The sequence below is a fragment of the Paenibacillus albidus genome, assembly GCF_014644435.1.
Taxonomy (GTDB): domain Bacteria; phylum Bacillota; class Bacilli; order Paenibacillales; family Paenibacillaceae; genus Paenibacillus_AQ; species Paenibacillus_AQ albidus.
This window is the reverse complement of sequence record NZ_BMKR01000003.1, coordinates 199,155-225,220: the sequence shown is the minus strand read 5'-3', so window position 1 is coordinate 225,220 and position 26,066 is coordinate 199,155. Positions and strand designations below refer to the sequence as shown.

Annotated in this window: 29 protein-coding genes; 14 read left to right on the top strand and 15 right to left on the bottom strand. The window is 52.5% G+C overall.

Going from position 1 to position 26,066, the window contains the following annotated elements; all coding sequences use genetic code 11:
• Nucleotides 1-29: 29 nt before the first annotated feature.
• Nucleotides 30-1,628: a glycosyltransferase family 2 protein gene (locus tag IEY53_RS04480; protein WP_189022402.1), complete on the bottom strand. Its 1,599-nt coding sequence runs from the start codon at nt 1,626-1,628 to the stop codon at nt 30-32.
• Nucleotides 1,629-1,860: 232 nt separating this feature from the next.
• Between IEY53_RS04480 and IEY53_RS04475 the strand changes: the two genes are divergently transcribed.
• Nucleotides 1,861-2,118, top strand: a complete 258-nt coding sequence (locus tag IEY53_RS04475; RefSeq protein ID WP_189022401.1) for a hypothetical protein — start codon at nt 1,861-1,863, stop codon at nt 2,116-2,118.
• A 219-nt stretch (nt 2,119-2,337) separates the two neighbouring features.
• Here IEY53_RS04475 and IEY53_RS04470 read toward each other — a convergent pair whose 3' ends face one another.
• Nucleotides 2,338-2,541 carry an IS3 family transposase gene (locus IEY53_RS04470; RefSeq protein WP_268240750.1) on the bottom strand — a complete coding sequence of 68 codons (204 nt, stop codon included), beginning with the start codon at nt 2,539-2,541 and terminating at the stop codon, nt 2,338-2,340.
• Nucleotides 2,489-2,791 carry a DDE-type integrase/transposase/recombinase gene (locus tag IEY53_RS36010; protein ID WP_189022399.1) on the bottom strand — a complete coding sequence of 101 codons (303 nt, stop codon included), beginning with the start codon at nt 2,789-2,791 and terminating at the stop codon, nt 2,489-2,491. The genes IEY53_RS04470 and IEY53_RS36010 overlap by 53 nt, the downstream gene beginning before the upstream one ends.
• Here IEY53_RS36010 and IEY53_RS04460 point away from each other — a divergent pair.
• A complete protein-coding gene (locus tag IEY53_RS04460) occupies nt 2,726-3,004 on the top strand; it encodes a hypothetical protein (RefSeq protein WP_189022638.1) in 279 nt (92 codons plus the stop codon). The two genes, IEY53_RS36010 and IEY53_RS04460, sit on opposite strands and share 66 nt — an antisense overlap.
• A 416-nt stretch (nt 3,005-3,420) precedes the next feature.
• Here IEY53_RS04460 and IEY53_RS04455 read toward each other — a convergent pair whose 3' ends face one another.
• Both IEY53_RS04455 and IEY53_RS04450 read right to left on the bottom strand, forming a co-directional pair.
• A complete protein-coding gene (locus IEY53_RS04455; RefSeq protein WP_189022398.1) occupies nt 3,421-3,594 on the bottom strand; it encodes a helix-turn-helix domain-containing protein in 174 nt (57 codons plus the stop codon).
• Nucleotides 3,595-3,773: 179 nt separating this feature from the next.
• On the bottom strand, nt 3,774-3,923 hold the full coding sequence (locus IEY53_RS04450; RefSeq protein ID WP_189022397.1) for a hypothetical protein: 150 nt from the start codon (nt 3,921-3,923) through the stop codon (nt 3,774-3,776).
• 392 nt (nt 3,924-4,315) lie between these two features.
• On the opposite strand from IEY53_RS04450, the gene IEY53_RS04445 reads away from it, so the two are divergent.
• On the top strand, nt 4,316-4,765 hold the full coding sequence (locus IEY53_RS04445; protein ID WP_189022396.1) for a hypothetical protein: 450 nt from the start codon (nt 4,316-4,318) through the stop codon (nt 4,763-4,765).
• Between the two features lie 137 nt (nt 4,766-4,902).
• Here IEY53_RS04445 and IEY53_RS04440 read toward each other — a convergent pair whose 3' ends face one another.
• The 6 genes from IEY53_RS04440 to IEY53_RS04415 are packed head-to-tail and all read right to left on the bottom strand — an operon-like array spanning nt 4,903 to nt 10,069.
• Nucleotides 4,903-5,778 (bottom strand): metallophosphoesterase family protein, encoded by an 876-nt coding sequence (locus IEY53_RS04440; protein ID WP_373293796.1) that lies wholly within the window; start codon nt 5,776-5,778, stop codon nt 4,903-4,905.
• A gap of 19 nt (nt 5,779-5,797) precedes the next feature.
• A complete protein-coding gene (locus IEY53_RS04435; protein ID WP_189022395.1) occupies nt 5,798-6,139 on the bottom strand; it encodes a DMT family transporter in 342 nt (113 codons plus the stop codon).
• Nucleotides 6,136-6,939, bottom strand: a complete 804-nt coding sequence (locus IEY53_RS04430; protein WP_189022394.1) for an HAD family hydrolase — start codon at nt 6,937-6,939, stop codon at nt 6,136-6,138. Before IEY53_RS04430 ends, IEY53_RS04435 begins: the two co-directional genes overlap by 4 nt.
• On the bottom strand, nt 6,939-8,285 hold the full coding sequence (locus IEY53_RS04425; RefSeq protein WP_189022393.1) for an ABC transporter substrate-binding protein: 1,347 nt from the start codon (nt 8,283-8,285) through the stop codon (nt 6,939-6,941). Before IEY53_RS04425 ends, IEY53_RS04430 begins: the two co-directional genes overlap by 1 nt.
• 34 nt (nt 8,286-8,319) lie before the next feature.
• On the bottom strand, nt 8,320-9,162 hold the full coding sequence (locus tag IEY53_RS04420) for a carbohydrate ABC transporter permease (RefSeq protein ID WP_189022392.1): 843 nt from the start codon (nt 9,160-9,162) through the stop codon (nt 8,320-8,322).
• A gap of 25 nt (nt 9,163-9,187) precedes the next feature.
• Complete coding sequence (locus IEY53_RS04415; RefSeq protein WP_229695981.1) at nt 9,188-10,069, bottom strand: carbohydrate ABC transporter permease; 882 nt, start codon at nt 10,067-10,069, stop codon at nt 9,188-9,190.
• Nucleotides 10,070-10,290: 221 nt separating this feature from the next.
• Between IEY53_RS04415 and IEY53_RS04410 the strand changes: the two genes are divergently transcribed.
• The 3 genes from IEY53_RS04410 (at nt 10,291) to IEY53_RS04400 (ending at nt 13,282) form a co-directional block, all read left to right on the top strand.
• Nucleotides 10,291-10,845, top strand: a complete 555-nt coding sequence (locus IEY53_RS04410) for a GbsR/MarR family transcriptional regulator (RefSeq protein WP_189022390.1) — start codon at nt 10,291-10,293, stop codon at nt 10,843-10,845.
• 130 nt (nt 10,846-10,975) lie between these two features.
• Nucleotides 10,976-12,145, top strand: a complete 1,170-nt coding sequence (locus tag IEY53_RS04405) for a polysaccharide deacetylase family protein (RefSeq protein WP_189022389.1) — start codon at nt 10,976-10,978, stop codon at nt 12,143-12,145.
• Between the two features lie 132 nt (nt 12,146-12,277).
• Nucleotides 12,278-13,282 carry an AI-2E family transporter gene (locus tag IEY53_RS04400; RefSeq protein ID WP_189022388.1) on the top strand — a complete coding sequence of 335 codons (1,005 nt, stop codon included), beginning with the start codon at nt 12,278-12,280 and terminating at the stop codon, nt 13,280-13,282.
• A gap of 237 nt (nt 13,283-13,519) precedes the next feature.
• Here IEY53_RS04400 and IEY53_RS04395 read toward each other — a convergent pair whose 3' ends face one another.
• The 4 genes from IEY53_RS04395 to IEY53_RS04380 all read right to left on the bottom strand — a co-directional run bounded on the left by IEY53_RS04395 (nt 13,520) and on the right by IEY53_RS04380 (nt 17,178).
• Nucleotides 13,520-14,284: an SDR family oxidoreductase gene (locus tag IEY53_RS04395; protein ID WP_189022609.1), complete on the bottom strand. Its 765-nt coding sequence runs from the start codon at nt 14,282-14,284 to the stop codon at nt 13,520-13,522.
• A 90-nt stretch (nt 14,285-14,374) separates the two neighbouring features.
• Nucleotides 14,375-15,199, bottom strand: a complete 825-nt coding sequence (locus IEY53_RS04390; RefSeq protein ID WP_189022387.1) for a MerR family transcriptional regulator — start codon at nt 15,197-15,199, stop codon at nt 14,375-14,377.
• 265 nt (nt 15,200-15,464) lie between these two features.
• Complete coding sequence (locus IEY53_RS04385) at nt 15,465-16,208, bottom strand: GNAT family N-acetyltransferase (protein ID WP_229695980.1); 744 nt, start codon at nt 16,206-16,208, stop codon at nt 15,465-15,467.
• A gap of 571 nt (nt 16,209-16,779) precedes the next feature.
• Nucleotides 16,780-17,178 carry a hypothetical protein gene (locus IEY53_RS04380; protein ID WP_189022386.1) on the bottom strand — a complete coding sequence of 133 codons (399 nt, stop codon included), beginning with the start codon at nt 17,176-17,178 and terminating at the stop codon, nt 16,780-16,782.
• A gap of 327 nt (nt 17,179-17,505) precedes the next feature.
• Between IEY53_RS04380 and IEY53_RS04375 the strand changes: the two genes are divergently transcribed.
• From IEY53_RS04375 to IEY53_RS04340, 8 genes are all read left to right on the top strand, one after another.
• Nucleotides 17,506-18,201 carry a response regulator transcription factor gene (locus IEY53_RS04375; RefSeq protein WP_189022385.1) on the top strand — a complete coding sequence of 232 codons (696 nt, stop codon included), beginning with the start codon at nt 17,506-17,508 and terminating at the stop codon, nt 18,199-18,201.
• Entirely contained in the window at nt 18,198-19,676 is a 1,479-nt protein-coding gene (locus IEY53_RS04370) for a sensor histidine kinase (RefSeq protein WP_189022384.1), read from the top strand. Before IEY53_RS04375 ends, IEY53_RS04370 begins: the two co-directional genes overlap by 4 nt.
• Nucleotides 19,677-19,782: 106 nt before the next feature.
• The gene (locus tag IEY53_RS04365) at nt 19,783-20,895 is read left to right on the top strand and encodes a TolB family protein (RefSeq protein ID WP_189022383.1); all 1,113 of its coding nucleotides are present in this window, start codon (nt 19,783-19,785) and stop codon (nt 20,893-20,895) included.
• 199 nt (nt 20,896-21,094) lie between these two features.
• On the top strand, nt 21,095-21,640 hold the full coding sequence (locus tag IEY53_RS04360; protein WP_189022605.1) for a MarR family winged helix-turn-helix transcriptional regulator: 546 nt from the start codon (nt 21,095-21,097) through the stop codon (nt 21,638-21,640).
• 60 nt (nt 21,641-21,700) lie between these two features.
• Nucleotides 21,701-23,173 carry an aryl-sulfate sulfotransferase gene (locus IEY53_RS04355; protein WP_189022382.1) on the top strand — a complete coding sequence of 491 codons (1,473 nt, stop codon included), beginning with the start codon at nt 21,701-21,703 and terminating at the stop codon, nt 23,171-23,173.
• A gap of 11 nt (nt 23,174-23,184) precedes the next feature.
• Entirely contained in the window at nt 23,185-24,213 is a 1,029-nt protein-coding gene (locus IEY53_RS04350; protein WP_189022381.1) for an ABC transporter substrate-binding protein, read from the top strand.
• Between the two features lie 13 nt (nt 24,214-24,226).
• Nucleotides 24,227-25,006, top strand: coding sequence for an ABC transporter ATP-binding protein (locus IEY53_RS04345; RefSeq protein WP_189022380.1), 780 nt, complete (start codon nt 24,227-24,229; stop codon nt 25,004-25,006).
• A gap of 40 nt (nt 25,007-25,046) precedes the next feature.
• The gene (locus tag IEY53_RS04340; RefSeq protein WP_189022379.1) at nt 25,047-25,823 is read left to right on the top strand and encodes an ABC transporter permease; all 777 of its coding nucleotides are present in this window, start codon (nt 25,047-25,049) and stop codon (nt 25,821-25,823) included.
• Nucleotides 25,824-26,066: the final 243 nt, after the last annotated feature.

Below are 26,066 nucleotides of genomic sequence, written 5' to 3'. Positions count from 1 at the left end.
ATGCCGAATGTGTTCTATTATACCACCGCTTACTCGCTCCAGGGAACCAAATGGGGATGCTGATCCAGGATCGAGATATACTGCTCTTTCCATCCGTATTTTCCTTCGGGATCAAGATGCATATAGCGCAAATATTTCTCCAGCCGGAATTCAGCCCTGGACCAGCCGAGATGCTTGAGCCGCAGGTTGCTTAACTGATGAGGAAGCTCGAATATATTCTCCGGAAACCGCCCGCAATGCTGCGGGACTTCATTCCACACGTAATGAAAATCCTTTTTGTAGCGGAGCAGAAACGGGCGGTAGCTGAGATGTGAGCGCCAGTAGGCATCTTCGCGGTAATGATCCTCGTTCCAGAAATCGTAGAGCCGGAAGCAGTACAGATCCACCCCCGGTTCCCGCAGCAAATGACCGATCTCTTCGGCAAAACCCGCTTCAAAAATCTCGTCGCCGTCCAGATTTAGAATCCATTCGGGCTTCGTTTTGATAACCTCTTCCCACTGCTGGGTGCGCAGCTCAATTTCATTGCTGAATTTCGAGGCGGTATTCTGCACGAGGTGGACGGGGATGCCCTCCAGCACTTCCAGACAGACAGCGGCTGTATCATCTGTGCTGCCATCGTCAATAATGACGGCTTCATCGATATATTTGCGGTGTTCCTCCAGAACCTGACGCAGGAAACGGCCACTTTCATTTTTGACAATCATGGTCAAAGTCAGTTTGGGGCGCTGGCTAATCTGTACGGGAGCAGAAGGAGGTTCAGGAGGTTCAGCTTCAGGCTGCGGCGGTGGACCGGGCTCAGAAGCGGGTTCGGCTGTGGCGGAGGTTTTTTGGATAAAATCGCCGACCCGCTCCAGATCGCTGTCCCTGTACAGATGCAGTGCGGGATAATGCGTATCGACATACAGCGGAATGCCAAGCGCAGCCGCGCGGATGCAGAAATGCCGGTCCTCTCCCCAGTAGGAGATATTCCGGACCTGATTATAGCTGACCCCGGAGGCGATAGCGGCGCGGCTGATCAGGGTGCAGGCACCAAGGCCGCCGACCTCATAGATGCCCGGGGCTTGCAGCTTGGCGATGAACTCGTGAAATCTGCGGTTGATTTCATCGGGCGAGAGCTTTTCCCCCGGCAGCCGCTCCCATTGATTGTATTCATCATGCATCCACACTTGCGGCTGAAGCATGGAGTCCGGCTGCCACTGGGTCCAGAAGACTTCAGAAATGATATCGCGGTCCGTTTCGATCAGGTGCTTCAGGGTAGCCGGGTGAAGAATGAGGTCGGAGTCGATCAGGAACAGGTAGTCATAGTCCAGAAGTGCGGCGCGCTGAATCATCATATTTTTGAAATTGGCAACCTTCCAGACCAGCGTGGAGTTCCAAAAGTGAGTAGTGTCGTTGCGGATGTAAGTATCATGGTATCCCGAGGGCTGGAGTAGAATATGTGTGTGCTCGCCCTTAAACTGCTGCAGGAGCAGGCTGGATTCTTCATTGTCATTGTCGTCAATCAGGTAGAAGTCAAGCTCAATCCCCTTTATGTCCAGCCGGAGCAGCGAGTCCAGAAATTGGCGTAGAACAAGCGGCTTCTGATGAATCGGACTACCCAGCAGTATACGTGTCTTGTGCTCCTTCATGCCGCACCTCCTTTGACGGGATTAACGGTTCTCCAGAGAGGTTAGGGTCTCTGCAGCACACGCTCGTCATTGATAGGGTATGCGGGGGTGAACGGTTTTTGTTCATGGGTGTATGGGGATTTTCTGAAAAATGTGAGGTGGGAACAGCCGATCACAGGCTCATTCAGCGCATCAAACGCTGTAGCGGCATTCTGCTGCATATTGTGCAGCAGAAATTGATTATATAGCCTGCTTGAGCGGTTTGGCTGCATTATGTGCAGCCAAATCTCTGTCTACAGCGCTAAAAGGGGGTTTTCCTGAAATTCCGCTGCATAAAATGCAGCAGAATTCAGATCGGGGGGCTTTGAGAGTGATTCTGCTGCACTTTATGCAGCAGAATCAATCCTCGCGCCGTGCCGCGCCGCCCATACCGCCCACGCCGCGCCAACTGCGCCCGCTCCTGCGGACGACCACCGCCCACGCACCAAACGACTCCCGCCCGGCAGGGTAGGGTGAGCTATCATTTGGTGTGAGTCGGTTTAGTTTACTTGCAGCTTGCTCATACCATTTAGCGGCAGGTTATGCGTGGTTCGAGTAATAGAGCATTCAGCGCATCTTGCGCTGAAACGGCATTCTGCTGCATTATGTGCAGCAGAAATTGATTATATCGGTTCGGCCCCCTAATTATGGAGTCATTCTGTTAAAAACGACTGTTTTCGCAGTATCTCGTTTACAGCTTCATTTCTATTGGTTTTAGCTGACCAGCTTTCCATGCGGCGTGGTATTGGTTAGGGCTCATGCGCTGTAAGCTGCCATGGAAGCGGCGCTCGTTGTAAAATTCAATATAGACTGCGACAGCTTCATAGACTTCTTCAAACGTTTCAAAGTACATTTTCGTAAAAATCTCTCTCCAAAATGCTGTGAAAAGACTCAATATAGGCGTTCATATTCGGCGTTTTTGGAGGAATACGCTCGTGCTCCAGGGGTCGCTCTGTTTCCGCGCATAGCTCTCCAAAGACCTCGCTTAGGAATTGCGGGCCGTTATCTGAACGGATGACCGGAGGGGACTCTCCGGGCTGCAGACGTCTGGCCAGAGCCTCCCTTAAGGTGACACAGACTTGCTTTGCAGTACAGCTCGCTCCTACGTGGTAGCCGACGATGCAGCGGTCAAACACATCGATCATGTCAAAGATAAAAAAGAAGCGGTCGTAGCCATGAATATATCCATATTAAATGTCAATCTGCCAGAGTTGGTTGGGGCCAGTGACCACTCGATTCCGCGCCAGACGCCGAGGGAATTTCACGTTCCTCCCCGGCTTCTTCTGGAGCAATCCGAGCTTCTTGCACAACCGGTATGCCTTCTTGTGGTTGAGGATCAAGGCATGCTGGACGGATAGGGCGTACGCTAGGTTCCGGTAGCCGTAGCCGTTCTCCTCGCCCTCTACCAGCTCACTCAGCCACTCCTCGATCTGCAGGTCACTGATCCGCAGGCCGCCGGTGGTGAGGGAATAGGCAGGGATGGGACGACCGGAAGTCACTACAGACATCGGGACATTGGGTAGACGAATGAGACGTTTTTTATGCGCATAGTATGTCGAGGGTTGAACCCCAACGATGCGTAGTACGAGTGTTGCCGAATACCCCCGCTTTATCGTTTCGTCGGCGAGTTCGAGTTTGTCCTGTAAGCGGGGTTGGCTTTTTTTAAGAGTTCACGCAGCAGTTCAATCTCCAGATCCTTTTCGCCCAGGAGCTTAATGGCAGTCTCCATCTTCGTCTCCAGGTCTTGGACGCGCTCAGCATCTTCAATCCGTTCCTAGACGGACAAGGTGGCCCCTTCTCCAAAACGTTCCTTGTAGAACTTTACCCAATTCGTAATGGTGCTGGGGGAGACGGAATACTTTCGGGCCAGGAAGGAGAGCTTGGTTCCATTCATCGCTTCTTGGGCCACTTTGATCCTCTGTTCGTCGTATAACTTGTTACTTTTCATCAGCTCCACTCCCTCTACCTTAGTGTACCTCTTGCATGTCAAGGACTCCACTTCAATTAGGGGGCTTAAGAGATATAGCCTGCTGGATCGGTTTGGCTACATTATGTGCAGCCAAATCTCTATTAGCAGCGCTAAAACGGGTTTTTTCTGAAATTCCGCTGCATAAAATGCAGCAGAATTCAAATCGGGGGGCTTTGAGAGTGATTCTGCTGCACTTTATGCAGCAGAATCACTCCCCGCGCCGTCCACGCACCGTGCCGTGCGGCCCATCTCGCTACTCCCCGCGCCGCGCCACCCACCGCGCTCACTCCCCCGCGGGTGCCGCCCATCACGCTCACTCCCCGCACCGCGCCGCCCATCGGGCTCACTGCTCGCGTGTGCGGCCCATCGAGCTCACTCCCCGCGCGTGCGGCCCACCGTGCTCACTCCTCGCGCCGCGCCGCCCATTGCTCACTCCCCGCGCGTGCCGCGCATCGGGCTCACTCCCCGCGCCGTGCCGCCCATTGCTCACTCCCCGCACCGCGCCGCCCATCGTGCTCACTGCACGCGCGTGCCACACCGTGCTGCCCACCACGCTCACTGCTCCATCGGGCCACAAGTATCAAAAAGTAATTGTTGAATGAGCTCAATCATTCAAAGATGGAGCAAAGCTATTGGATTGGTTATTATTAAGTATGCTTTGTGAAGTGAGCTTGCCAGTTTGTAATGGGAGGAATAAGACATGTCAGAGAATTTGAGCCGAGTGAAGCTGTCCCAATGGGATGCGCTGCTGCTTGAAGCACTGCGGGTGTTGAGCGGGTCGGATGAAGAGCTGCTGCGCCGGGTGAGTGACGGCGATCTGCCGGTGGACGAGAGTGAATATGAGTTTGATTATACGCGGCTGGCGGCACTGCAGGAGGAGGAGCCGGAGTCCTTCGGGCGGGCGGTGCGCGAAGGGTATCAGATTAAATACAATACGATTCGCGGCATTGGCAGCTGGCTTTCCGTTGCGCTGGGCAAGAAGACGGAGCTGGAGCTGGAGGAGGGCAAAGAAGCTGTTGAGGTGGAACTGACTACGGATGAGAAGAAGCGGCTGGAGTCGGTATTGTCTTTTGGCTGGAAGCTCTACAGCAAGCCCCAGACCGTTGCCGGGAATGCAGCAGTCTATCGGATTGAGCCTATTCAGCGATAGGTGCTGTAATCGGATTAGAGATTTTTAGGGTACCTGCGAACGCCTCATACAACAACGAGCACTCCCCCGCCTTTTGCCGGAGAGTGCTCGTTGTTGTATACGCAGCTTAGTGTACACGGACATAAACCGCCCCTCTGTCAGCGAACCTTCGCTGCAGGATAGGCCACCTCATATTGTGCGGCTTCGATCCAGCTGCCTGTCATGAAGTCGCGGCCTCTGACCCGAACCTTGTCGCTGTATACTTCGACGTAGTAACCTTGGCTGCCGGTCTTGTGTTTGTCCTCGTTGGTCCACAAGTAGGCGACGGAAGCGGCGTTGAACATCGTAGCTGTCTCGCCGCGGCCGGGGTACATTGTATTGTCCACCTCAAGCTCCCAATGGGTATGGCCCGTGAAGAGCAAGGTCTGCGGGTATTTGGCCAGAATAGAGCGCAGCTCCCTATCCTGGGTTACCCCGTACCATTCCTGTGATTCGAGCGAACCGGCCACCGTGTTCTTGAGCGGCTGGTGCAGGAACAGGAAGATGGGCTTGTCCGGCGCGGACTGCTCCGCCAGCTTCCGGTCCAGCCAGAGGAGCTGCTCTGCAGACAGATCGCAGAATGTTGGCAGTCCTTCCTCCGTACCGAGGAAAATAAAATGGTACCCGCCGATCCAGTGATCGTGGTAAGGCCCGTCCATCCCGGTGTTTGCAGCATACAGAGCGAGACGTGATTCCCAGTGGCCGAGACCTACATCGTGATTGCCGAGCGTGAAGCGGAAGGCGGGCAGCGTTTCCTGATACAGGCCGACGATGCGCCGCATTTCTTCATATTCCTCCGGGAAGCCATGATCCGTGACATCGCCAATATGCATAATGCCGCTGCTGCCTTCAGCATGGGCTGTGAGATCCCGGAGCGCCTGCTCCAGATTCAGATTATATTCATGCGATGGATCAGCGGTGATATGGGTATCCGTAATAATTTGAAAAGAGAGCACCGGTTGTCCATCCGTTTCTTTGTGCTTGTCCATGCTCATTTCCCAGCCGCCTCCTTTTTTAATGCGTTTTGCCGCTGATGTTTAGCCCCACAATGCCGGCAACGATGACGGTTACCCACAGCAGAGAGGAGGTTGACATCTTTTCTCCAAAAAACATCGCTCCCACCAGGGAGATCATAATAATGCCGGCACCCGACCACACAGCATACGCCACCCCAACCTTAATGGAGGTGAGCGCATAGTTCAGCGAGGTGAAGCTGATTCCATAGAAGAGGAACATGAGCACGGAGGGCCAGGTCCGTGTGAACCCGTCCGACAGCTTCATGGAGATGGTGCCGGAGAGTTCAAACAGAATCGCCATCGCCAGAAAAATCCACGCCCCCGCGCCTTCAAATCTCACCGGTCCATCCCTCCAACATGCAGCTCCGCATAGGACTCTATGATGATGTCCGCATCAGGCAGATCGCGCTGCCCGGACGAACCGCTCCGGGTGTCCGCAATCGCAATAGCCACCGCAGCCCCAGCCGCCTTGGCCATACGCATATCGCCGTTTGTGTCGCCGATCACTGCTGTGCTGGAAGGGGCGACACCCAGCCTTTGGCAGGCGAGCAAGGCCATGTCGGCAAAAGGTTTGCCGCGCTCCACCTGGTCCGTGCCCACCACTGCGGCAAAATACTGCCGGATGCCGAGCCAGTCCAGGTGTTTCTCCGCTGCGGCGGTCTCATCGGCGGTGACTACCGCGAGCGGCAGCCCCTGGGCGGCAAGCTCGTCCAGGAAACGCTGCAATCCCGGCAAGGGTAACGCCGGCCGGCTCCGATCGAGCAGGGCATCGGCCTCCAGCCGGCAGCGGTGAACCAGCTCCATCGACTCAGCCCAGGACAAGCCGAGCGAGTAGCCCTGCCAGGACAGGATGGCGTAGAGGTCGTCCATCGTGCCCATAGCAAGCGGCCCGTTCCGGTCTACCTCCGTGATATGTCCCTCTGTATCATGCTGTGTCCCCCAGAGTCCGGGGATCTGCTTTGCCGGAACCGGCAGTCCGCGTTCTTCTAACCGCCGGGTGAAGTGCTTCAGGAAGCATTCACTCCAGCTTCCCCAGAGAGAGACGAACTGGAGCAGCGTGCCGTCTTTGTCGAAGAGAATGGCCGAGACGGAGCGGCTCCCTTGAGGAGTGATCAGCTCGGTCATGAGCGGCTGTCCCATTATTTCAATTTATCCAAAGCAGCTTGTGCGGTCTTCTGGGCTTCCTGAAGCGCTTCTGCTGCCGGGATATTCTCGATTTGCACTTTGTCAGCCGCGATCGTGAGCGCATCGTTGATCTTGCCGCCGGTAGGGTCCTGGAACGGTGCAGAGCCATGGGCTGCCTGCATCAGCGGGATTTTGATCTGCGGATTGCTCTCGCTGAACTTCACGAAGGCCGGATCTTCCAGAGCGGACTGGCGTACGGCAATGTAGCCGGTGTTAATAGACCAAGTGGCTGTGTTCTCCGAATTGGTGAAGTAAGTGAACCATTTCATGGCTGCCTGCTTCTCTGCATCGCCGGCCTTGGCCGGAATACCGGCCATGATGGCCTGCGCTACCGGCTTGCCTTCGCCGACGCCTTCCCAGCCCGGCTGTTCCATCGCGGAGACAATGCTGAAGTCGAGATCGCCCTGGTCGCCGCTGGAGCCTGTGTAGCCTGCGGCCTGGCCTTTCATGACATCATCAATCGTTTTGTACCAGTACTCCCAGCCTTGTCCGCCGGAGTGAATCCGCATAATCTGATCCTCGTGAATCCATTTGCGGAACAGGTCCCAGGTCTCTACCCACTCGGGCGTGTCGAGGGTTACCTTCGTTCCATCTTCGCTGAGAATACTGCCGCCCTTGCTCAGCACGGCATCCACCATGTTGCCGGAGCCCCACATCGGTTCCCAGCCGTAAAAGGTTGTTTTGCCGCCCTCTTTAACGGTCATTTTCCCGGCAGCGGCAGCAAGGTCTTCCCACGTCTTCAGCTGGCTGGCATCGATCCCGTTTTTCTCAAACGTGTCCTTGCGATAGTACATAACCTGGGTCGTTCCGTACATCGGAAGGAAATATTGCTTGCCGTCCACCTGTCCCTGGGTCAGGAAGGTCTGGACGAAATCCTCTTTATTGAAATCCGGCTCCAGAGCCATCAGCTCGTCGACCGGAGCGAAATATCCTTTGCGTGCCCAGTCTGCATTGGAAGAGAGCACTGCGGCCGGGACTTGTCCGGTGGCAATGGCGGCCTGGAGCTTCTGCTCGGTTTCGCTGTAATCAGCCTGGACAATTCCCTTCACAATTACATCCTGCTGTGATGCATTGAATTTCTGGATCAGCGCCTCCATGTTCTCGCCCAGCTTGCCGCCCAGCCCGTACCAGAATTCGATGGTTACCGGAGCACTTGGGGCAGCCGGAGAGGCAGAGGAAGGAGCATTTGCTGCTCCATTCGCCGCTGTGGTGTTGCCGGAACCCGAGTTCCCGCCGCAAGCGGTCAATATCGTAAATCCGGCAACCATGGACAGAGCCGATAGTCTTTTCAATACGTTCATCATCATTCTCCTCTTTGGATACATATTTGAGCGTTTAACCTTTATTGGAGCCGGCAGTCATGTTGACACTTCGCATAATGGTTTTCTGTGCCAGCAGGAATACAAGCAGCAGCGGGGCGATGGTGAAGGCGCTGGCGGCCATGATCAGCGGCCATTTTAATCCGTATGCACCTCCTTCCACAAAAAAGCTGCGCAGACCGGCGGATACCAGCTGGAGGCCGGGGTCTTTCGTAATCAGCATCGGCCAGAAATAGTTGTTGTACTGGTCAATGAAGGTAATCAGCGCCAATACGGCGAAAGACGAGCGCGTGATTGGCATAATCAGCGTCCAGAGTATCCGCATATGCGAGGCGCCATCCGCTTCACCGGCTTCCACCAGCTCATGGGGCACCTGCAGAAAGGCCTGCCGGATCAGAAAAATGGAGAATACACTGACACAGTTGGACAGGATCAGCCCTGCGTAGGAGTCCAGCAGGTGCAGCTCGGAGAGGACCAGATATCCGGGCAGATAGACCGCTGTAGACGGGACCATATAGCCGAACAGGATTACCCCTGCGAACAGCCCTTTTAACCGGAACTTCATATGGGTCAGCGCGTAAGCCATCATTCCGGAATTCACCACCTGCAGCAGCACAATGGCTGTGGCTACGAAGATGCTGTTGCCCATGTATCTGGCGAAGGGAGCTTCGTTCCAGGCAGCGGCAAAATTGCTCCAGAGCGGCAACTCCGGCCAAAGTGTAGGCGGCGAGCGCCAAATCTCATCATTGGTCTTCAGAGCACTGGTGACCATCCAGTAGAACGGGAAGGCCATCAGCACAGCAATGACCGCGAAGAAGAGATGGCGTGAGAGATTGCCAAGCCGTTGGATCGAACGCATACCAAGGTCTCCTTTATACAAAATTTTAATGATAATGAGTGGTCCGTTTACTAATGTTCAGGGAGAGCACTGACAGCAGCATGCAGATAAAGACAAGAACCATGGCTACGCTGGATGCTTCACCGATCTGGAAGGATTCAAAAGCAGATTGGTAATACATATAGAGCAGCGTGCGTGTAGAGCCGGAAGGTCCGCCTTGCGTAAGCACATTGATCTGGTCGTAGGCCTGAAGTGCACCGATAATCTGTACGATAAACAGAAACAGGGTGGTAGGCGAGATCAGCGGCAGCGTAACCCGCATGAACTTCTGAAACGGGCCGGCACCATCAAGCTCAGCGGCTTCCAAGAGATCGGAAGGCACATTGCGCAGCGCCACCAGATAGAAGATCATGGCCCAGCCTACCGATTTCCAGATGGTCACGAGCAGCACACCGATAAGTGCCCACTGCGGATCATGCAGCCAGCCTATTGGGGGAAGACCCAGGAAGCCAAGCACTGTATTGGCAAGCCCGATCTCGGGCTCGTAGATCCAGGACCACACAATGGAGACGGCAACGGTCGGCGTAACCCAGGGGGAGAACAACAGCACCTGGTAGAGCATGGAGCCTTTTAGCTTGCGGTTCATCAGGAGGGCCAGTCCCAGACCGATCAGAATGACGGGCAGCACGCTTCCCGCACAGAACAGCACGGTCACCCGCAGCGCCTGGTAAAAGGCCGGATTGCGCAAGAGATCGATATAGTTGTCCAGACCGACAAAGGTCTTCTCCGGGCTCATAAAGTCCCATTCCGTGAAGCTGAGATAAAATACATACAAAAGCGGCGCCAGCCAGAATAATACGAACGGAATCATTGCCGGCAAGGTGAAGAGCACCGGTTTTAAACCGCCAAGCCACTTTGAACGTGTCATTTTCTTTCCGATACCCCATTCCATCTGCTTAATTTTGCTGTATAATTTTTGAAGAACACTCTTCTGTTCAAAAAAAATTGTACACTCAAGCGGCAACGGCGTGGTTAAAGGGACGTAAACATCTATCAAAGATTGTGTAAAATTTTTGAGAATCGCGGGAAAAAGCTAAAGAGTTGTGTAATCTAGTAGGAACGAATCCAAACAGATTGAAGGTGCAGCTAATGAAACAGGCAGCGTTTGGCGAAGGCAACGCGGATTTGTCTCCACGGGAGCAGCTTCTGCGCCCCATAATTGATGCGATTGCCCAGACTATGGACTTATACGGGTCCAATTATTCATTTGGGCAGCTGTATGGGATTATGTTTTTTGAAGACAAGCCGATGACCCTTGAGGAAATGAAGAACACGATGAATATGAGCAAAAGCAACATGAGCTACGGTGTCCGTTCGCTGATGGCTTCGCGGATGGTGACCAAGCTTGCGGAGAAACGTGAGCGCAAGGATCTGTACGCTGCGGAGACGGATTTCTTCCAGGCCTTCAAGAACTTCTTCACTATGAAGCTGCAGCGGGAAATTGATGTGATGCAGGAGGCGCTGGCGGCCGTGATGCCGGAGCTTGCAGCGTTGACACAGGCACCCGGCACTCCGGAAGAAGAGCGGAGCAGCTGCTTGCGGGATCTGGACAAGCTGGAACACGCCGTGCAATATTATGAGTGGCTGCAGCGGTTTGTTGATGGGCTGGAAGAAGGGGAATACTTCGGAAATCTGCAAAAATAAGAAGATATTGTAACTTTATACAGGTAGAATTGTCACCGGGTAATGTAGTTACATAGTCTGTGAGAAGATTTCACCTGAAACACACTTTGCTTTCAAAGGGCATTCAGGCGAATTTAAGGAGACTATGAATTTGAAAAGAGTTCACTTGGCGATGATGCTCATCGCCCTTGTCCTTTGTCTTTTTGCATACCGAGGCTATATAACTGCATCTAATACCGTCACTTTGAATATTAACGGACATAAGATTCTGGGCGCCATACCTGCCCGGTATACCCATCATGAGGTGATGATTCCGAAGGAGCTTGCGGAACAGGCGCTGAACGTGAAGATTGGCTGGGACAGGCCGGAACCGCTGCCAGAGGGCGTATATTACAGGGATGAGGTAGCCGTTCTGATGTATCATCATCTCTCGGAGCAGCCGATGCCGCTGTTTCCCTGGGTATTGTCTGTCGACCGGTTCAGGGATCAGATGGAGCTGCTCAAGCAGGAGGGCTTCCATGTCATTACAATGGAGCAGTACCGGCAGTTCATGCTGGATAACGGCTCCGTTCCTGATAATGCGGTGCTGCTGACTTTTGATGATGGTTATGAGAGCTTCTATTCTCTCGCTTTTCCGATCCTGCAGGAATACGGCTACACGGCCGTCAACTTTATCATCGTGTCTACTATTGACAAGCCTGACACGCTAAGTGTTCCCAAGCTGACCTGGCCGCAAATGAGGGAGATGAAAGCAGCCGGGATGGGCTTTTATAACCATACCTACGATATGCACCGTTACGGGGTTGTTGATGCGGAAGGCGGGGGCCGCCCGGCCGCCAGTGCACTGCTGTACATTGATGACGAGAACCGGAATGAGCTGAATGAGGAGTATTACCAGAGGGTCAGGCAGGATCTGGGCACAGCCGAGCGCAGGCTTCGGGAAGAACTGGGCAATACCGATTCAGCAATCGCTTTCCCTTACGGGTCCTATAATGACCGCCTGCTGGAAATTACCAATGCTTTGGGCATCCATCTGAAATTCAATGTAACGGAAGGGCTGGGTTCCAGTCTGGATCTGAACACCTGCCGGTTCAACGGAGGGAGCGAGCTGCTCAGTGCTGCCCAGACCATAGATCAGCTGAAACGGAGCGAACCGCCGATGGTGCTGACAGTGAATGCACGAAGAGTTCCCCTAACGGGTGTAGAACCCAGGCTTGAGGAGGGCACTCTGCTGATCCCGCTGGGCAGGTTGTCCAAGGCGCTGCATCTGAATATGGATTATGACCTGTGGAGCCACACGGTAAAATTAACAGGCAGATAGAGGAATGAGGCTTACTTACGGGTTGAAACATGCAATTTTTTAGGGGAATATGACGTTTGTGCAGTTGCTATAAGTGTTTTCCTTACTGTAGACTGTACTTAGGTCCTAAATGTGCATGAATGGAGAGAAACAATGGAAGTATTCAAGCGGTATTATGCTAACCTGACCGTCCGCCGGTTTTTTATTCTGGCGCTGGTTGCCCTGCTGTTGTTCAGTATTAGAGATATGCTTAATGTGATCCTGTTAACTTTTTTGATCGCTTATGTAATGAACAGCTTCCAAGTAGTGCTCAGTAAGCGGATTAATAAATATGTGGCAGTCAACAGCAAGGTGATTATTGTTATTCTTTACCTGATATTGATCGCAACATTAGTAATCGCCCTTGTTAATTACTTGCCCAAGGTATTTACACAGATTAAGCAGCTGACCTATTTCCTGACCAACCTGACCCCTGCCAATATCCCGCAGAATGAGATTACCCAATACATATTTAACACGCTCAAGGATTTGAACTATGAATCTTATATGACTCAAGGTATTGAGTATGTCATGAAAATCAGCAACTGGGGCACAACCTTCGTCATGGCTATGATCCTCAGTCTGGTGTTTATCCTGGAGAAGAACCGGATTGTCGCCTTTACCTCGAGGCTCAAACAGAGCAAGATATCCTGGTTCTACGTGGAGCTTGAGTATTTTGGCAGCAAATTCATTTCCTCTTTTGGGAAAGTTATTGAAGCACAGATTTTGATTGCCTTATTTAACACCTTTTTTACGATTATCGGGCTCTGGATCCTGGGTTTTCCGTACTTGTTCGCGCTCTCGATCATGATCTTCCTGCTGAGTCTGATTCCCGTGGTCGGCTTTGTGATTTCGCTGATTCCGTTATGTATTATAGGATACAATATTGGCGGATTGGTGATGGTCATTTATGTGCTGGTCATGATCGCTGTACTGCACTTTGTTGAAGGTTATTTCCTGAATCCGAAGCTGATGTCTTCCAAAATGAACCTGCCGATGTTCTATACCTTCATCGTGCTGCTGTTCTCCGAGCATTACCTGGGTGTATGGGGATTGATTCTGGGGATTCCGATCTTCGTCTTTTTCCTCGATATTCTGGAAGTCAAACGCGAGAAGTAGCAGAATAGCTTCGGTCACAATTATACGAAGGGGTGTCCCAAGCAGCCATACAATGGCTGCTTGGGACACCCCTCGTTTTTATGAGACTGACCCCAATAAGAGAAGCAACGGCAGCCATGGACGAAATAAAGTCTTGGACTACCGCTGTTTTATTGAACTATCGTTCCCCGTACCGATATCCCGGAATTTGAAAATACACAGCATTCATTTCAAGAACTGTCGCAATAGCACGACCCTTTACAGATGCGACCCGCCGGTCGCATCTAACATCTGTCCCGTTACCCATCGACCGTCTGGCGACGCCGTGAAGGCAACGATGTCCGCGATATCTGATGGTTCACCGACACGGCCAAGCGCGGACATCTCTTCAGCAAACTGACGGCCTTCGGCCGAATGCAGCCACGGCGCGTTGACATCCGTATCAACGATGCCCGGCATGACGGAGTTAACGGTAATCCCACGTGGACCCAGAAGCTTAGCTAGGTGTAAGGTGAATGTATTGACGGCTCCTTTAGTTAAGTTGTAGGCCATGATATTTGGATAAGCAATGCGTGTCACTCCAGATGAGATATTGATGATTCGACCACCGTCCCGCAAGCGTTCGAGCGATTGCTGTATGAGGAAGAACGGCGCCTTGACATTAACTGCGAACAGCCGATCGAACTCCGCTTCGTTTGTCTCTTCAAATGACGAGGATGTGCCGATGCCGGCATTATTGATTAAGATATCGAATTGGTTGATGCCTGTCCTGCGAATGAGCTCCTCATCCAAAATCTTAAGAAGCCGATCGACTCCATCCAAAGTATTGAGATCTGCACCGACGCTGAAGGCTGTGCCACCCGTTGCTTCGATAATGGCGACAGTCTCATCCGCCGCATCTCGCCGTGTACCGTAATGTACAACGACAATCGCACCTTCGGCTGCGAGGCGCAGTGCGATCCCTCTGCCGATCCCTCGGCTGGCTCCTGTTACAATAGCGATTTGGCCTTCTAGACGTTTCATATACATGTAGATCCACTCCTTATCAATTGGTTGATGCCATGATAAACCCTCCCCCCAAGGGGAGAGTCAAGAGTGTATCCCTATCTTTTTTCAAGCCCGATCGATCGGTACAATCGCCTCCGCCATTCGGAGCTGGCCATAGATTTCTTTGTCCGACGTCAAATAAACCTCACGTACCGGGATCATCTCGCCCAGCCTGTATCCCTCTTCATCGATCCATGTCCGCACCACCTCACTTGCTTTGCAAGTGTCATTATATGGGTCGCACCTGTGGATATACGAGACCGCTTCCTTTATACCGGGCAATTGATGAATCTTCACCCTGCGACTGTCAGGAATCTCCATAGAAACAGGAATAGCGACCTCAATGTCTGAAGGCTCTTCGAGGCAATCAGCCCTCTTGTGCCATAAGATTGTCATGTTGAGGTCCGACTTTTCGCCCTGTGAGCGGACATACTGCTTAAGTTCATCGAGTAGCAGACACAGTTGGCTTTGAGGCAAAATCTCGCGGATTGAAGCAACGAGAACTGGCTCCACGCTTCGCAGCGAGATTTTCCCTTCCGCTGGAGCCTTTGCATGCCGTTCGATCTGCACGATACGCTCATCAAGTTCCGTAAGTTGCCGCTGAGCCTCCTGTATCTGTTGCTCCAGCTCCTTCCGCTTCCTAAGCAACGTACGCTCCGCTAGCGCCAGAGTGATCGGTCCGCTCAACAACGGCCGCATCATTTCGAGTGTCAAACCTTGTTCTTTGAACCCCGCGATACGACGGATAGTAAGCAGTTGCTCCGCCGTATAAAAACGATATCCCGATTCATCATCTACTTGCGCAGGCTTTAACAAGCCGAGTTCATCATAGTGCCGCAGTGTTTTAACCGTCACACCACTCATCTTGGCAAACGTCCCAATCTTGAACATCCAGATTCCCCCTTAGCGGTATTCCGTAATGTTACGGTACCCTAATAATCGGTTCTCATAAATTACCCGAGTTTTGAAACTTCTTAAAGAATTCTTCATCGGCTCCGCATACCTCATATTTTTTTGTTTATCGTCTAACTCGTGATGTGATTATTGAGCCAGAGTGTCCGTTAGTTGAGAAAAACGGCAGCCGATCATTAACCGGCAGCCGTCGTAATTTTATTCAGCTAACGTTACTGGTTAGTTGAAGCTTCTTGAGGTACAATTACTGTTCAAGTCCTTCAAAATTGCATCGCCAATCAGACACCCATGCGGGAAAATACCCTAATCGTTGAGCTACTCTCTGTGAAGCAATGTTACTGGCGATTACGTCATAACTCGGTATCTCTCCACGTTCCAATATTTCAAAAGTTAACCTGTTTACAAGATAACTAGCCAATCCCAAATTACGATATTTGGGTAATACTTCTATGCCAATTTGCCACAGTTTTGCACAGGTTTTGCTTGCTCCTGACACACCAACAATTTCCCCGCCTTGCTTTGCAAGCACAGCTAGATCAGTCTGCCAGGGAAGATTCGTATCATAAATAATAGCTTCATTGAATCTTGTGTTATCAAGTAAACTGACCACTTCTTTTCGCGTAATCAGCTCAAATGAAAAAAAATTCGGTGGTGCCATTGGCTTTATTCTTTTTACATCAGGAAGAAAATGCAAATAAAGACCCCTGATAAATGGCAAGGAGAATACGGTATCCCTGTCTTTGCCCTGCATCTGTGTTTTGGCAATTAACAACCGTTCGGATGTAGCCGATACTACAATTGATTTCCCCATAGACACAATTTCGAAATAACGCGCCTTTCTCGGAAATGGCCTGCATCCAGGATTTTCTTTAGCTTCAACAAAAATAATGCTGTCCCTCTCGCCGTTAAAGTCATCGATAGAGCAATTCAGGTCAATTGCAAGTTGTGATTGCACAATGAACAGCATTTCTTTTTGTGTCATAATCATCGTTACCCTTCCTTTCGCTTCGGGGACGTAACGAAGCGCCATTCTTTTTCTGATATTTCCAAGTTAAATATGGTGCGTCGGTTTTCCAGCGCTATTTTTCTGCGCGTAATCATGCAGGTCTGCTCCCTTCATCCCTTATCATTTTGCTCCGCAGTCCCATAATAACATACAGTTTTCACCAAAAAATCAATAGAATTATGTTGAATTTTTTATATACTATCATGTATACATGGCTTTTTTAGGGGTATCTTTTTTGCATATTGGAAATTGGTTAATCGGCACATAATTGTGCAGGTTTTATTTTTTTGTTAACGTAATCTGCCCGTTCGCTTAATGACGCATCGCTAGTCTAAGACTTTATTTTCTTTCAACAGATAGACGTGAACACTCGGGTGGACGCTCCGCGAACGGACCGTTGTTCGGTTCCCTTCGCTTGCTCATAATCTGCTGAAGCAAGCTGCCCATGACCAAAAAAGCAGAGCAGCGATTCCCCGGTAACGGGAGAATTGCTGCTCTGCTTACTTTTTGCCGTTTTTTATAAAGATACCCTCATGCCTATGTATCCCGGTTATCATAATGAGGTGTTTAGACTCTCCGTAACAATATCCTTCAGCTCTTCCAGGTGAGCTGTGTATTGCTTGGCGGTGATGCTTCCGCTGGCCAGGCGTGCATCCAGCTGTTCCGTGAGCTGGGCTACCTGCAATTGAACTACGCTGTTAATGTTCCCCTTACGCTCCGCTGCGATATCCCTGAGTGATTTGCCGTCATACAACGCTTCGTACAAAGTTTCATCGGAAGCCATGTTCAGGGCCTCAAGCAGGTCGTCGCCGGTGTTTTCCTTTTCGGCAGTGCCGGCAGTGGACCATTTCGCAACCGGACTTGCGTTCACAGTCAGCTTGCTCCAGCCCGTTCCTCCAAAGGACAAAGCTACAATCATCGTTCCAACAATCATTACTCTTTTTATATTCATATATACATCCTCTTTTCTAAGTTTAGGCATTTCTTATATAGCAGCGAAGGTTATGGCGGTCAGGATCTGAATGCGTTCTAGCTTACTTACATTGTAAACAGCAAAGCTGAGGAGAACCTTAATCATTGTTTAAGATAACCTAAAGATTTTTTTCTGCAAGTTGTGGACAACATTGGTGAGGCTGCCCGGGTTTCAGGTGTTAATAAGCAATGCCAGGGGAACGCCATTATTCTCCACCCTCGTTCCTCTTGGGTCTGGCATCCAACAAAGGTATACTAGCAGCAGGACTTAAGCTCTATCTAAATCGGAAGCGAAAAGGTGACTTGGATGAATAAAAAAGTGTTGGTTGTCGATGATGAGCCGGGCATTGTAAGCGCCATTGCTTATGCGCTGCGGCGTGAAGGATATGAAGTGGAGACGGCGGGTGACGGGGAGGAAGCGCTCCGCAAGGCACAGTCCTTTCAGCCGGGAGTGATGGTGCTGGATGTGATGATGCCCCGGATGAGCGGATATGATGTGTGCCGGAAGCTGGAGGACCGGGACGACATCGGCATTATCCTGCTGACGGTAAAGAATGATATTGTCGATAAAATTGTCGGGCTGGAGCTGGGTGCAGACGATTATATGACCAAGCCGTTCGAGATCCGCGAGCTGCTGGCCCGCGTCAAGGCGCTGCTGCGCAGATTGGAGAAGCGTACAGGCGAGATAAAGTCCGAAAGCCTTAGGTACGGAGCGCTTCAGGTTCATGCTGACCGGCGGACGGTCCAGATTGCCGGGGAGCTGCTGGAGCTGACCCCGAAGGAATTCGACCTGCTGCTCTTGCTGCTCTCCCACCCCCAGCGGGTCTATATGCGGGAGGAATTGCTGGAGCAGGTCTGGGAGATGGACTATGCCGGCGGGACACGTACGGTGGACATTCATATTCAGCGGCTGCGCAAAAAACTCGGCGAGCCCTATCAGAATATGCTGCAAACCGTATACGGTGTTGGATATAAGGCGGTACCGGCCGGTGATTATCCATGAGAGTCAGCATTAAGCTGAAATTCAGCCTGTTTCTGGCGCTGCTGCTGATTCTGGCCTTAAGTGTGCTCAGCTTCTTCGTGCTGCGCGGCGTGGACCGCAACCAGCAGGCCCAGACTGAGCGTTATCTGGCTCAGCATGTCAAGACCGTGAATCTGCGGGTGAAGCAGACCTATTATACGGGGACGCGGCTTGAGCCACAGGAGTTCATGAAGCAGCGGGGCCGGCAGCTGGCAGTGGAGCTGGCCGGTTTTACCGGCCTGGAAGTGACGCTGTATGACGCGCAAGGCCGGCTAACCGGTTCCTCGGCTCAAGGCAAGCTGTCCAGACCGGGGGATGACGGGCGAAGCGAGGTGCAGGACTCGCTGGCCTATGCGCTTCAGAATAAAATAGCCTACCAGAGTAGGGGGGATACCCTTTTGTACCTCGCTCCGCTGCAAGGACCAGAGAAGCAGATGGGGGTGGTGCAGCTGCAATATTCGCTGAAGGATTCACTGAGCTTCCAGCAGACACTCAAGAACCTGTTCCTGACTACGGGACTGGCCGTGCTGCTGCTCAGTTTTATTATCGGGTATTTGTATTTCAACCGGGCGGCGGTGGCGATTAGCCGGCTGAAGCTGGCTGCGGAGGAGATCCGGAAGGCTCATTATATCGCCGCTCCTCCGGTGAAGCGCGCGGATGAGCTGGGCGAATTGGCGGAGGGTATCTATTACATGAGCCGGGAGATTGAGAGCAGCATTGCTGCCAAAGACGAGGAGCAGCGCAAGCTGAAGCTGGCGGTGCAGAAGCTTCAGGCGCTGGAGCAGCAGCAGAAGCAGTACATCGGCAATATCAGCCATGAATTCAAGACACCGCTCACCTCGATCAAGGCGTATGTGGATCTGTTGAACATGTATGACGATGACCCCAAGCTGCTGCAGGATGCCAAGGTCAACATCGCCAAAGAAACGCAGCGGCTCTATGAGATGGTCGAGAAGGTGCTGCAGCTGACCGCTCTGGAGAAATATGATTTTGAATCGCAGGCGGAACTGCTGGAAGTAGGCGGAGAGCTCCGTGAAGTATGCGGGCGCATGAGTGGCAAGGCCGAACGCTTCGGACTGACGCTTACCCTCGATACACAGGTGTCTCACATCTGGATGGACCGGGAGAGCTTCATGCATATTTTGATCAATCTGCTCGATAATGCGATTAAATATAATGTTACACAGGGGAATGTGCATATCCGCAGTGAAGCCAGGGACGGCCGGGTGTGGATTACGATCCGCGATTCCGGGATCGGTATTCCGGCGGAGGCCAGAGATAAGATCTTTGAACCGTTCTATACGGTTAACCGTGACCGTTCAAGGCAATCGGGCGGTACGGGGCTTGGATTGTCCCTGGTTCGCACTCTGGTGGAGAAGCAGAACGGGATCATAGAGCTGCTGGATATAGAGGGCGGGGGCTCAGCATTCCGGCTGTCTTTTCCGGCGGAATCATAAGTGAAGTTTACAACTTGGAAACAACCGGTGAGGGTTTGGAAATACTCCGGTGGTAACATTGCCCATATTGAAGAAGGCGTACAACACATGTAGGGGGCGTACAGAAATGAAGAAGAAGCTCGGCACTAGGAAGTGGGTTCTGCTCAGCGTAGCAGCGCTGTTGTTGTTATCGGCATGCAGTTCGGACGAGACAGTGTCCAAGGAAGTGATAGAGAAATCGGGCACCCGGATTACGGTTATGGACAACCAGGCGGAGTCGGTCTACACCCGGCTTAAGCTAGAACGCATCGACAAGCTCGAAGGCGTGCGGGGGATGGACTGGGCCAGTGAAGACTCGATTGTGGTCAGCCAGGAGAACAAGGCGATTCCTGCGGAAATCTGGGATGGGCAAAAGCATTACCCCCAGAATCTCTATCTGTACGATTTGTCTTCGGGTCAGCAGACGCCGCTGAAAGAGGGCAAGGACAACCTCGGGGGTGCACTGCTGTCGCCGGACAAAACGTACGTTTTCTACAAAGCGGGCTATGAATCTTCCGGAATCGGCTACATTATGAATCTGGCGACCGGAGATACGGTCAAGACTGGTGAGGGTGAAATCGCGATGGGCGAAGGCACTTGGAGCGACAACACCCATGTTCTGTATTCCGAGTTCCCGCCAGTTGCGGGCAAGGTGGTCAGAGTCGATGCGTACGGGAAGAGTGAGCCGGCAATGCAGACAGAAGCGAAATACGTGGCGAATGTCATCCAGTCCGGCACCAAGATCTATTTTACCGCCGAAGAAGACAGCCGTTTGATCGCCTATGATACGCAGACCAAGACCTCCGAGGTGCTGGGCACGGGTGTCATGTGGGTGATTCCCTCTCCAGATGGCAGCAGGCTGGCAGTGCAGAAGCGGGTTGCTCCAGGCAAGGTAACCTTGTTCGTTACGGATGGTGCAGGCAATGAACTGTCCACCGTCTACTCAGGATTCCAGATCTTCGGAACCAACTGGTCCCCGGATGGCAGTAAGCTGGCCTACTCCACCAGTTCTGAGAACGGCAATGAGAACCGGTTGTTCATTACTGAGGTGGAGACGAACGAACAGACGCCAATCTCCGATGAGATGCAGGCCTCCGACCAGCTGCGCTGGAGCCCCTCCGGCAAGAAGCTGCTTGGCACCACCACGGTCTGGAAGGGCGAGGCATACCAGTTTATTACGTATGTGATTACGTTGTCGTAATAAAACCATTAATTCATACTTGACAACTATGATTAAAGGGATATGTGATAACACCAATACTTCAACAATAATTAAATGAACAGTGAAATAATACAGCACAGAGCCGATTGGACCGCCAAAGGCTCCCGCACCTATCCTTGCCAGGATGGTGCCGGGGGTCTTTTTCGCGTCTACCGGCCGGCAGGAAGCAGAGGGAACGATGGAAGACAGAGACTGGGAACGGCTGGAGGAAGCGGATTACCTGTTCCGCAAGATGGTGCGAAGATTTGTCAAAGAGCGGGACCGCATTACCGTCGAGGGCATCAGCCTGCCGGGGATGCTGATCTTGCACAAGATTATCCGTGAGGGAGAGCAGCGGCTCGGGGATCTGGCGGAACAGCTGGATTTCACCTCCGGGGCAATTACAGCGCTCAGCGACAAGCTGGAAAAAGGCGGCTACACGATGCGCAGGCGCAAGGAGGACGACCGCCGGACGGTGGTGCTGGATGTAACGGACAAGGGCCGGGCGATGTATGAGCATAACAGCAATGTCGGGGTAATGTGTATCACGCTTCTGTTCGACGGGTTTACGGAGGAGGAGCTGCTGCTGCAGAGCCGCTTCTATGAGCGGATCATCGCGAACCTGGAGGGGTTCTCGGGGACGCTTCTGGAACTGGCGGAACAGAACGCCAAAACTCCGGCAACACCGGACCCTGAGCAGAAGCGGACCCGGCCTGCGAAGATGAGTAATTACCTTAGTTACTAATACGAATGTCTATGGCGTCACAAGGTCGTTTTATCCAAACAAAAGGGAGACAAGATCACTATGGGACACTCAACAGTATATCCAACTGGAGCAACATTGTATAAACCGGGCCAGGCCTGGAGCGGCTACACGGTGTATCAGGCAGGGGATGAAGGGGTTGTACTGATCGACATGAACGGCAAAGAAGTTCATATATGGCAAGGGCTGATCGGATTCCCGGCCAAAATCCTGCCGGGTGGTTATGTGCTGGGCAGCACAGGCCGCAGAGATCCGAAGTTCGGCATTCAGGACAATGTGGACCTGGTACAGGTGGATTTTGAAGGAAATATTGTCTGGAAGTACAACAGTTACGAACATATCGAAGATCCCGGCTATGAGCCCCTCTGGTATGCCCGCCAGCATCATGACTACCAGCGGGAAGGTAATCCGGTCGGTTACTATGCGCCCGGGCTTGAGCCCCAAACGAACAGCGGCAAGACGCTGATCCTGGCCCATAAGAATCTATACAACAGCGAAATTTCCGACAAGCAGCTACTAGACGACACCATTGTTGAGGTTGATTGGGAAGGCAATATCGTGTGGGAGTGGGCGGCGAATGAGCATTTTGCCGAACTAGGCTTTGATGAAGCGGCCAAGAACGTCCTCTTCCGTGACCCCAATACCCGTTCTTTCGGCGATCTGGGCGGCGGCGTAGGCGATTGGCTGCATATCAACTCCGCTTCGTATGTCGGACCGAACAAATTCTACGATGCGGGTGACGAGCGCTTCCATCCGGACAACATTATCTGGGATGCCAGAGAAGCGAACATTATCGCGATTACAGATAAAAAAACCGGGGCTATCGTCTGGCGGCTCGGACCGGATTATTCACTGCCGGAAGTGAAGCATATCGACTGGATCGTCGGCCAGCATCACGCTCATATCATTCCGAAGGGCCTGCCGGGCGAGGGCAATTTGCTGGTGTTCGACAACGGCGGCTGGGGCGGCTACGGCCTTCCGAATCCGGCTTCTCCTTTTGGACAAAAGAATGCGCTCCGCGATCACTCCAGGATTCTGGAGATTAACCCGGTTTCCTTGGAAATTGAATGGCAATATACCGCAGCGGAGGCGGGCTTCTCCGTGCCAACCGATTCTTATAAGTTCTACAGTCCCTACATCAGCTCGGCCCAGCGTCTGCCGAATGGCAATACCTTGATCACAGAGGGTTCCAACGGGCGGCTGTTCGAAATCACGGCAGACCATGAGCTTGTATGGGAATACATCTCGCCTTATACCGACCGCAGAAATACGAATATGGTCTATCGTTCCTACCGCGTGCCATACAACTGGGTGCCGCAACTGGCACAGCCTGAGGAGACTGCGATCGAGCCGATCGACATTTCACAGTTCAGAGTGCCGGGTGCGGCGCCGAAAGGCTCCGATTCCATCGTAAGCGTAGCTAGAACCCTGCCGTTCGTGGAGGGCGCTGCTTGCGTAGCCACCACTGATGAAGGCGACAGCAAGAAGTCACAGACGACAAATTCAAGACCATGAGGTGGTTCCGCATGAAAAAAACATTCATCCATACCGGGCTTCTGCTCTTATCCCTATCACTTACGATCCTTGTGGCAGGGTGCAGCTCCAAGGGAGATGCTGTCCCGTCCGGGGACACGGCCGATGCAGCGCAAGCGGCACTTAAAATCAGGGTGGCCGATATCAACACCAATCCGACGTTCCGCATTGCGGTGGATCAAGGGATTTTTGCCAAACATGGCATTGAGGCTGAATTATTAAATTTCGGTACACCAGCTGAAGGAGTAAATGCGCTCTTCATTAAGCAGGTCGATGTTGCTTTTGGAGCCGATTTCCCGCTGTTGAACGCAGTTGCCAAGGGGGAGTATTCGATCATTGCCTCGGCGGGTCTGGCTACGGATGCTGCGGCCTCGTCCTGGAAGTTGTATGTGCGGGATGAGATTCAGCAGCCCGGCGACCTGGCGGGCAAGAACCTGAGCTTTATGCGGGGCACGTTCCTTCCTTACCTATGGGATGAGTATTTGAAGGAGAACAAAATCGCTTTGAGCACTGTGACGTTGACCGGCCAGGGCGCTTTTGACGAAGCTTATATTGCCTTGAAGCAAGGTGACGTGGACGCGGCTTGGTTCAGCGGCTCGGCGCTCACAGATAAGCTGCTGGCCCTTGACGGCGTGCATGAGCTTACCGATATGTCCAAGACCAATGTGCGGCTGGGGATGGGGATTGTGACAAGCGATGAATTTCTGAAGCAGAACCCGGATGGCGTGGCCGCCTTTCTCGCAGCTGTGGACGAAGCGGGAACTTACGCCCAGGAGCACCCGGAAGAGGTGGCTGATCTGATGTTCAAGGAAGTGAAGCAGCCGAAGGAGGCCACGCTGAAGGATCTGCCGAACAACCCGTGGCATCTGGGATTCTCACAGGCGGCTTACGACAGTCTGGCGAATCAGAAGAAATATATGGTGGACACAGGCATCATTGCCCAGGAGTTCGATTTGGACAGTAAGCTGAATCTGGCGGCGCTCAAGCAGGCGCTGCCGGAAGAAGCTACGTATCAGAAATAGGAGGAGGATCCATATGAGTCTGCCTGCCACTTCGCACACTATTCATATTGAACAGCTCCGCAAAAGCTATAACGTGGGAGCCGCGGTTACAGATGTGCATTACATTATCAAGGATGTGAACCTGGTCATCCGCGGCGGAGAATTCTTCGTGCTGCTGGGGCCAAGCGGCTGCGGCAAGTCCACGCTGCTGAATATGATCGCCGGATTTGTCTCCAAATCCGGGGGGCGGCTGCGGGTAGGCAATACCGAGGTAAATAAGCCGGGCAGCGACCGGGCGGTTGTGTTCCAGCAGGCAGACTCATCGCTTTTCCCCTGGTTGACCGTGCGTGAGAATGTGGAGTTTGGATTGCGGATGAAGAAAATGCCGCGCTCCGAAAGGCGATCCGTCTCAGACCGTTATATCGGGCTGGTTGGATTGAACGGACACGAGGAGAAATTTCCGAAGGAATTGTCGGGCGGCATGAAGCAGCGTGTGCAGCTGGCCAGGGTGCTCGCCAATGATCCGGCAATTCTGCTCATGGATGAGCCGTTCGGTGCCCTGGATGCCATGACCCGCCGCACGATGCAAAAGGAACTTGTGCAGATCTGGCGGGAGACGCATAAGACGGTTATTTTTGTAACGCATGATATTCAGGAAGCGCTGTTGCTCGGGGAGCGAATCGGCATTATGTCAGTAGGTCCGTCCTCTAATATCACCGATATTTACGACAATACGCTGGCCTACCCGCGGGATGTGGCTGCGTCGGAATTCTACGCGCTCTATAACCGGATTCAGAGCCATTTTGAAGAATAACAGGATGAATTACGAAGGATAAGATTGGGGGCAACACATCATGAAATGGGTCGAGAAAAAATGGGTGTCCGTCACTTTGCTGTGGCTGGCTGCGCTCTGCATTTGGCAGCTTGGCGCCGTTATCTACGGACCCGATGTCATCCCGGGACCCTGGACCACGCTGCTCGGCGGCCGTGAGCTGCTGGAGGACGGGACATTGATGCAGTACATCGGCATCAGCTTTTACCGGGTGCTCGTGGGCTGGGTACTTGGCAGTCTAATCGCGATCCCCGTAGGGCTGATCATCGGGAAGGTGAATGTAATCCGCATCTTTGCGGAGCCGTTTCTGAATTTTATCCGCTTCATTCCGCCCATCGCTTTTATCACGCTGTTCCTGGTCTGGTTTGGCATTGGAGAGCAGTCCAAAATCGCGCTGATTATGTATGCCACCTTCTTTATCGTGGTGCTGAACACCCTGACGGGTGTGATGTCAGTCGAGGATGACAAAATCCGTTCTGCCCACAGCATGGGCGCCAGCGAGTGGCAGATTCTGCTGCATGTGATCGTGCCTGCGACGATCCCCTATATTTTCACCGGGGTCCGGCTGGCTATGGGCACCTCTTATATGGCGATTATCGGTGCGGAGATGATTGCCTCGAACGAAGGGGTAGGCTATCTGATCTGGAACTCGCGGCTGTTCTTCCGCACGGACTGGATTTTTGTTGGCCTGTTCTGCCTGGGATTCATGGGTTTTTTTACAGACCGGGTCTTCAACTGGTTCGGTAAAAAAGTACTGTACCGCTACGGCGTAGTCAGTGTTGCGGCGAAGAGAAGGTAAGGGAGTGAGGATGCAGGTAAGGATCAGAATGGAAGCTGCCTGGATTCAGGCAGCTTTTTCATGCTGGCATCCGATCTCCCAGCCCCGCCAGCGGGCGAAATCTCCTGCAACTACAGCTTTACATTCCCCGCTCTGTTTTACAAATATTCCTATTTCCCTTAATTCCCCGTAAACAGTGCCTTCCTATACTTCAGTAGGGTAGAGACAGCTTGGATCACAGGGAAAGCCCACAATAAGAAATAG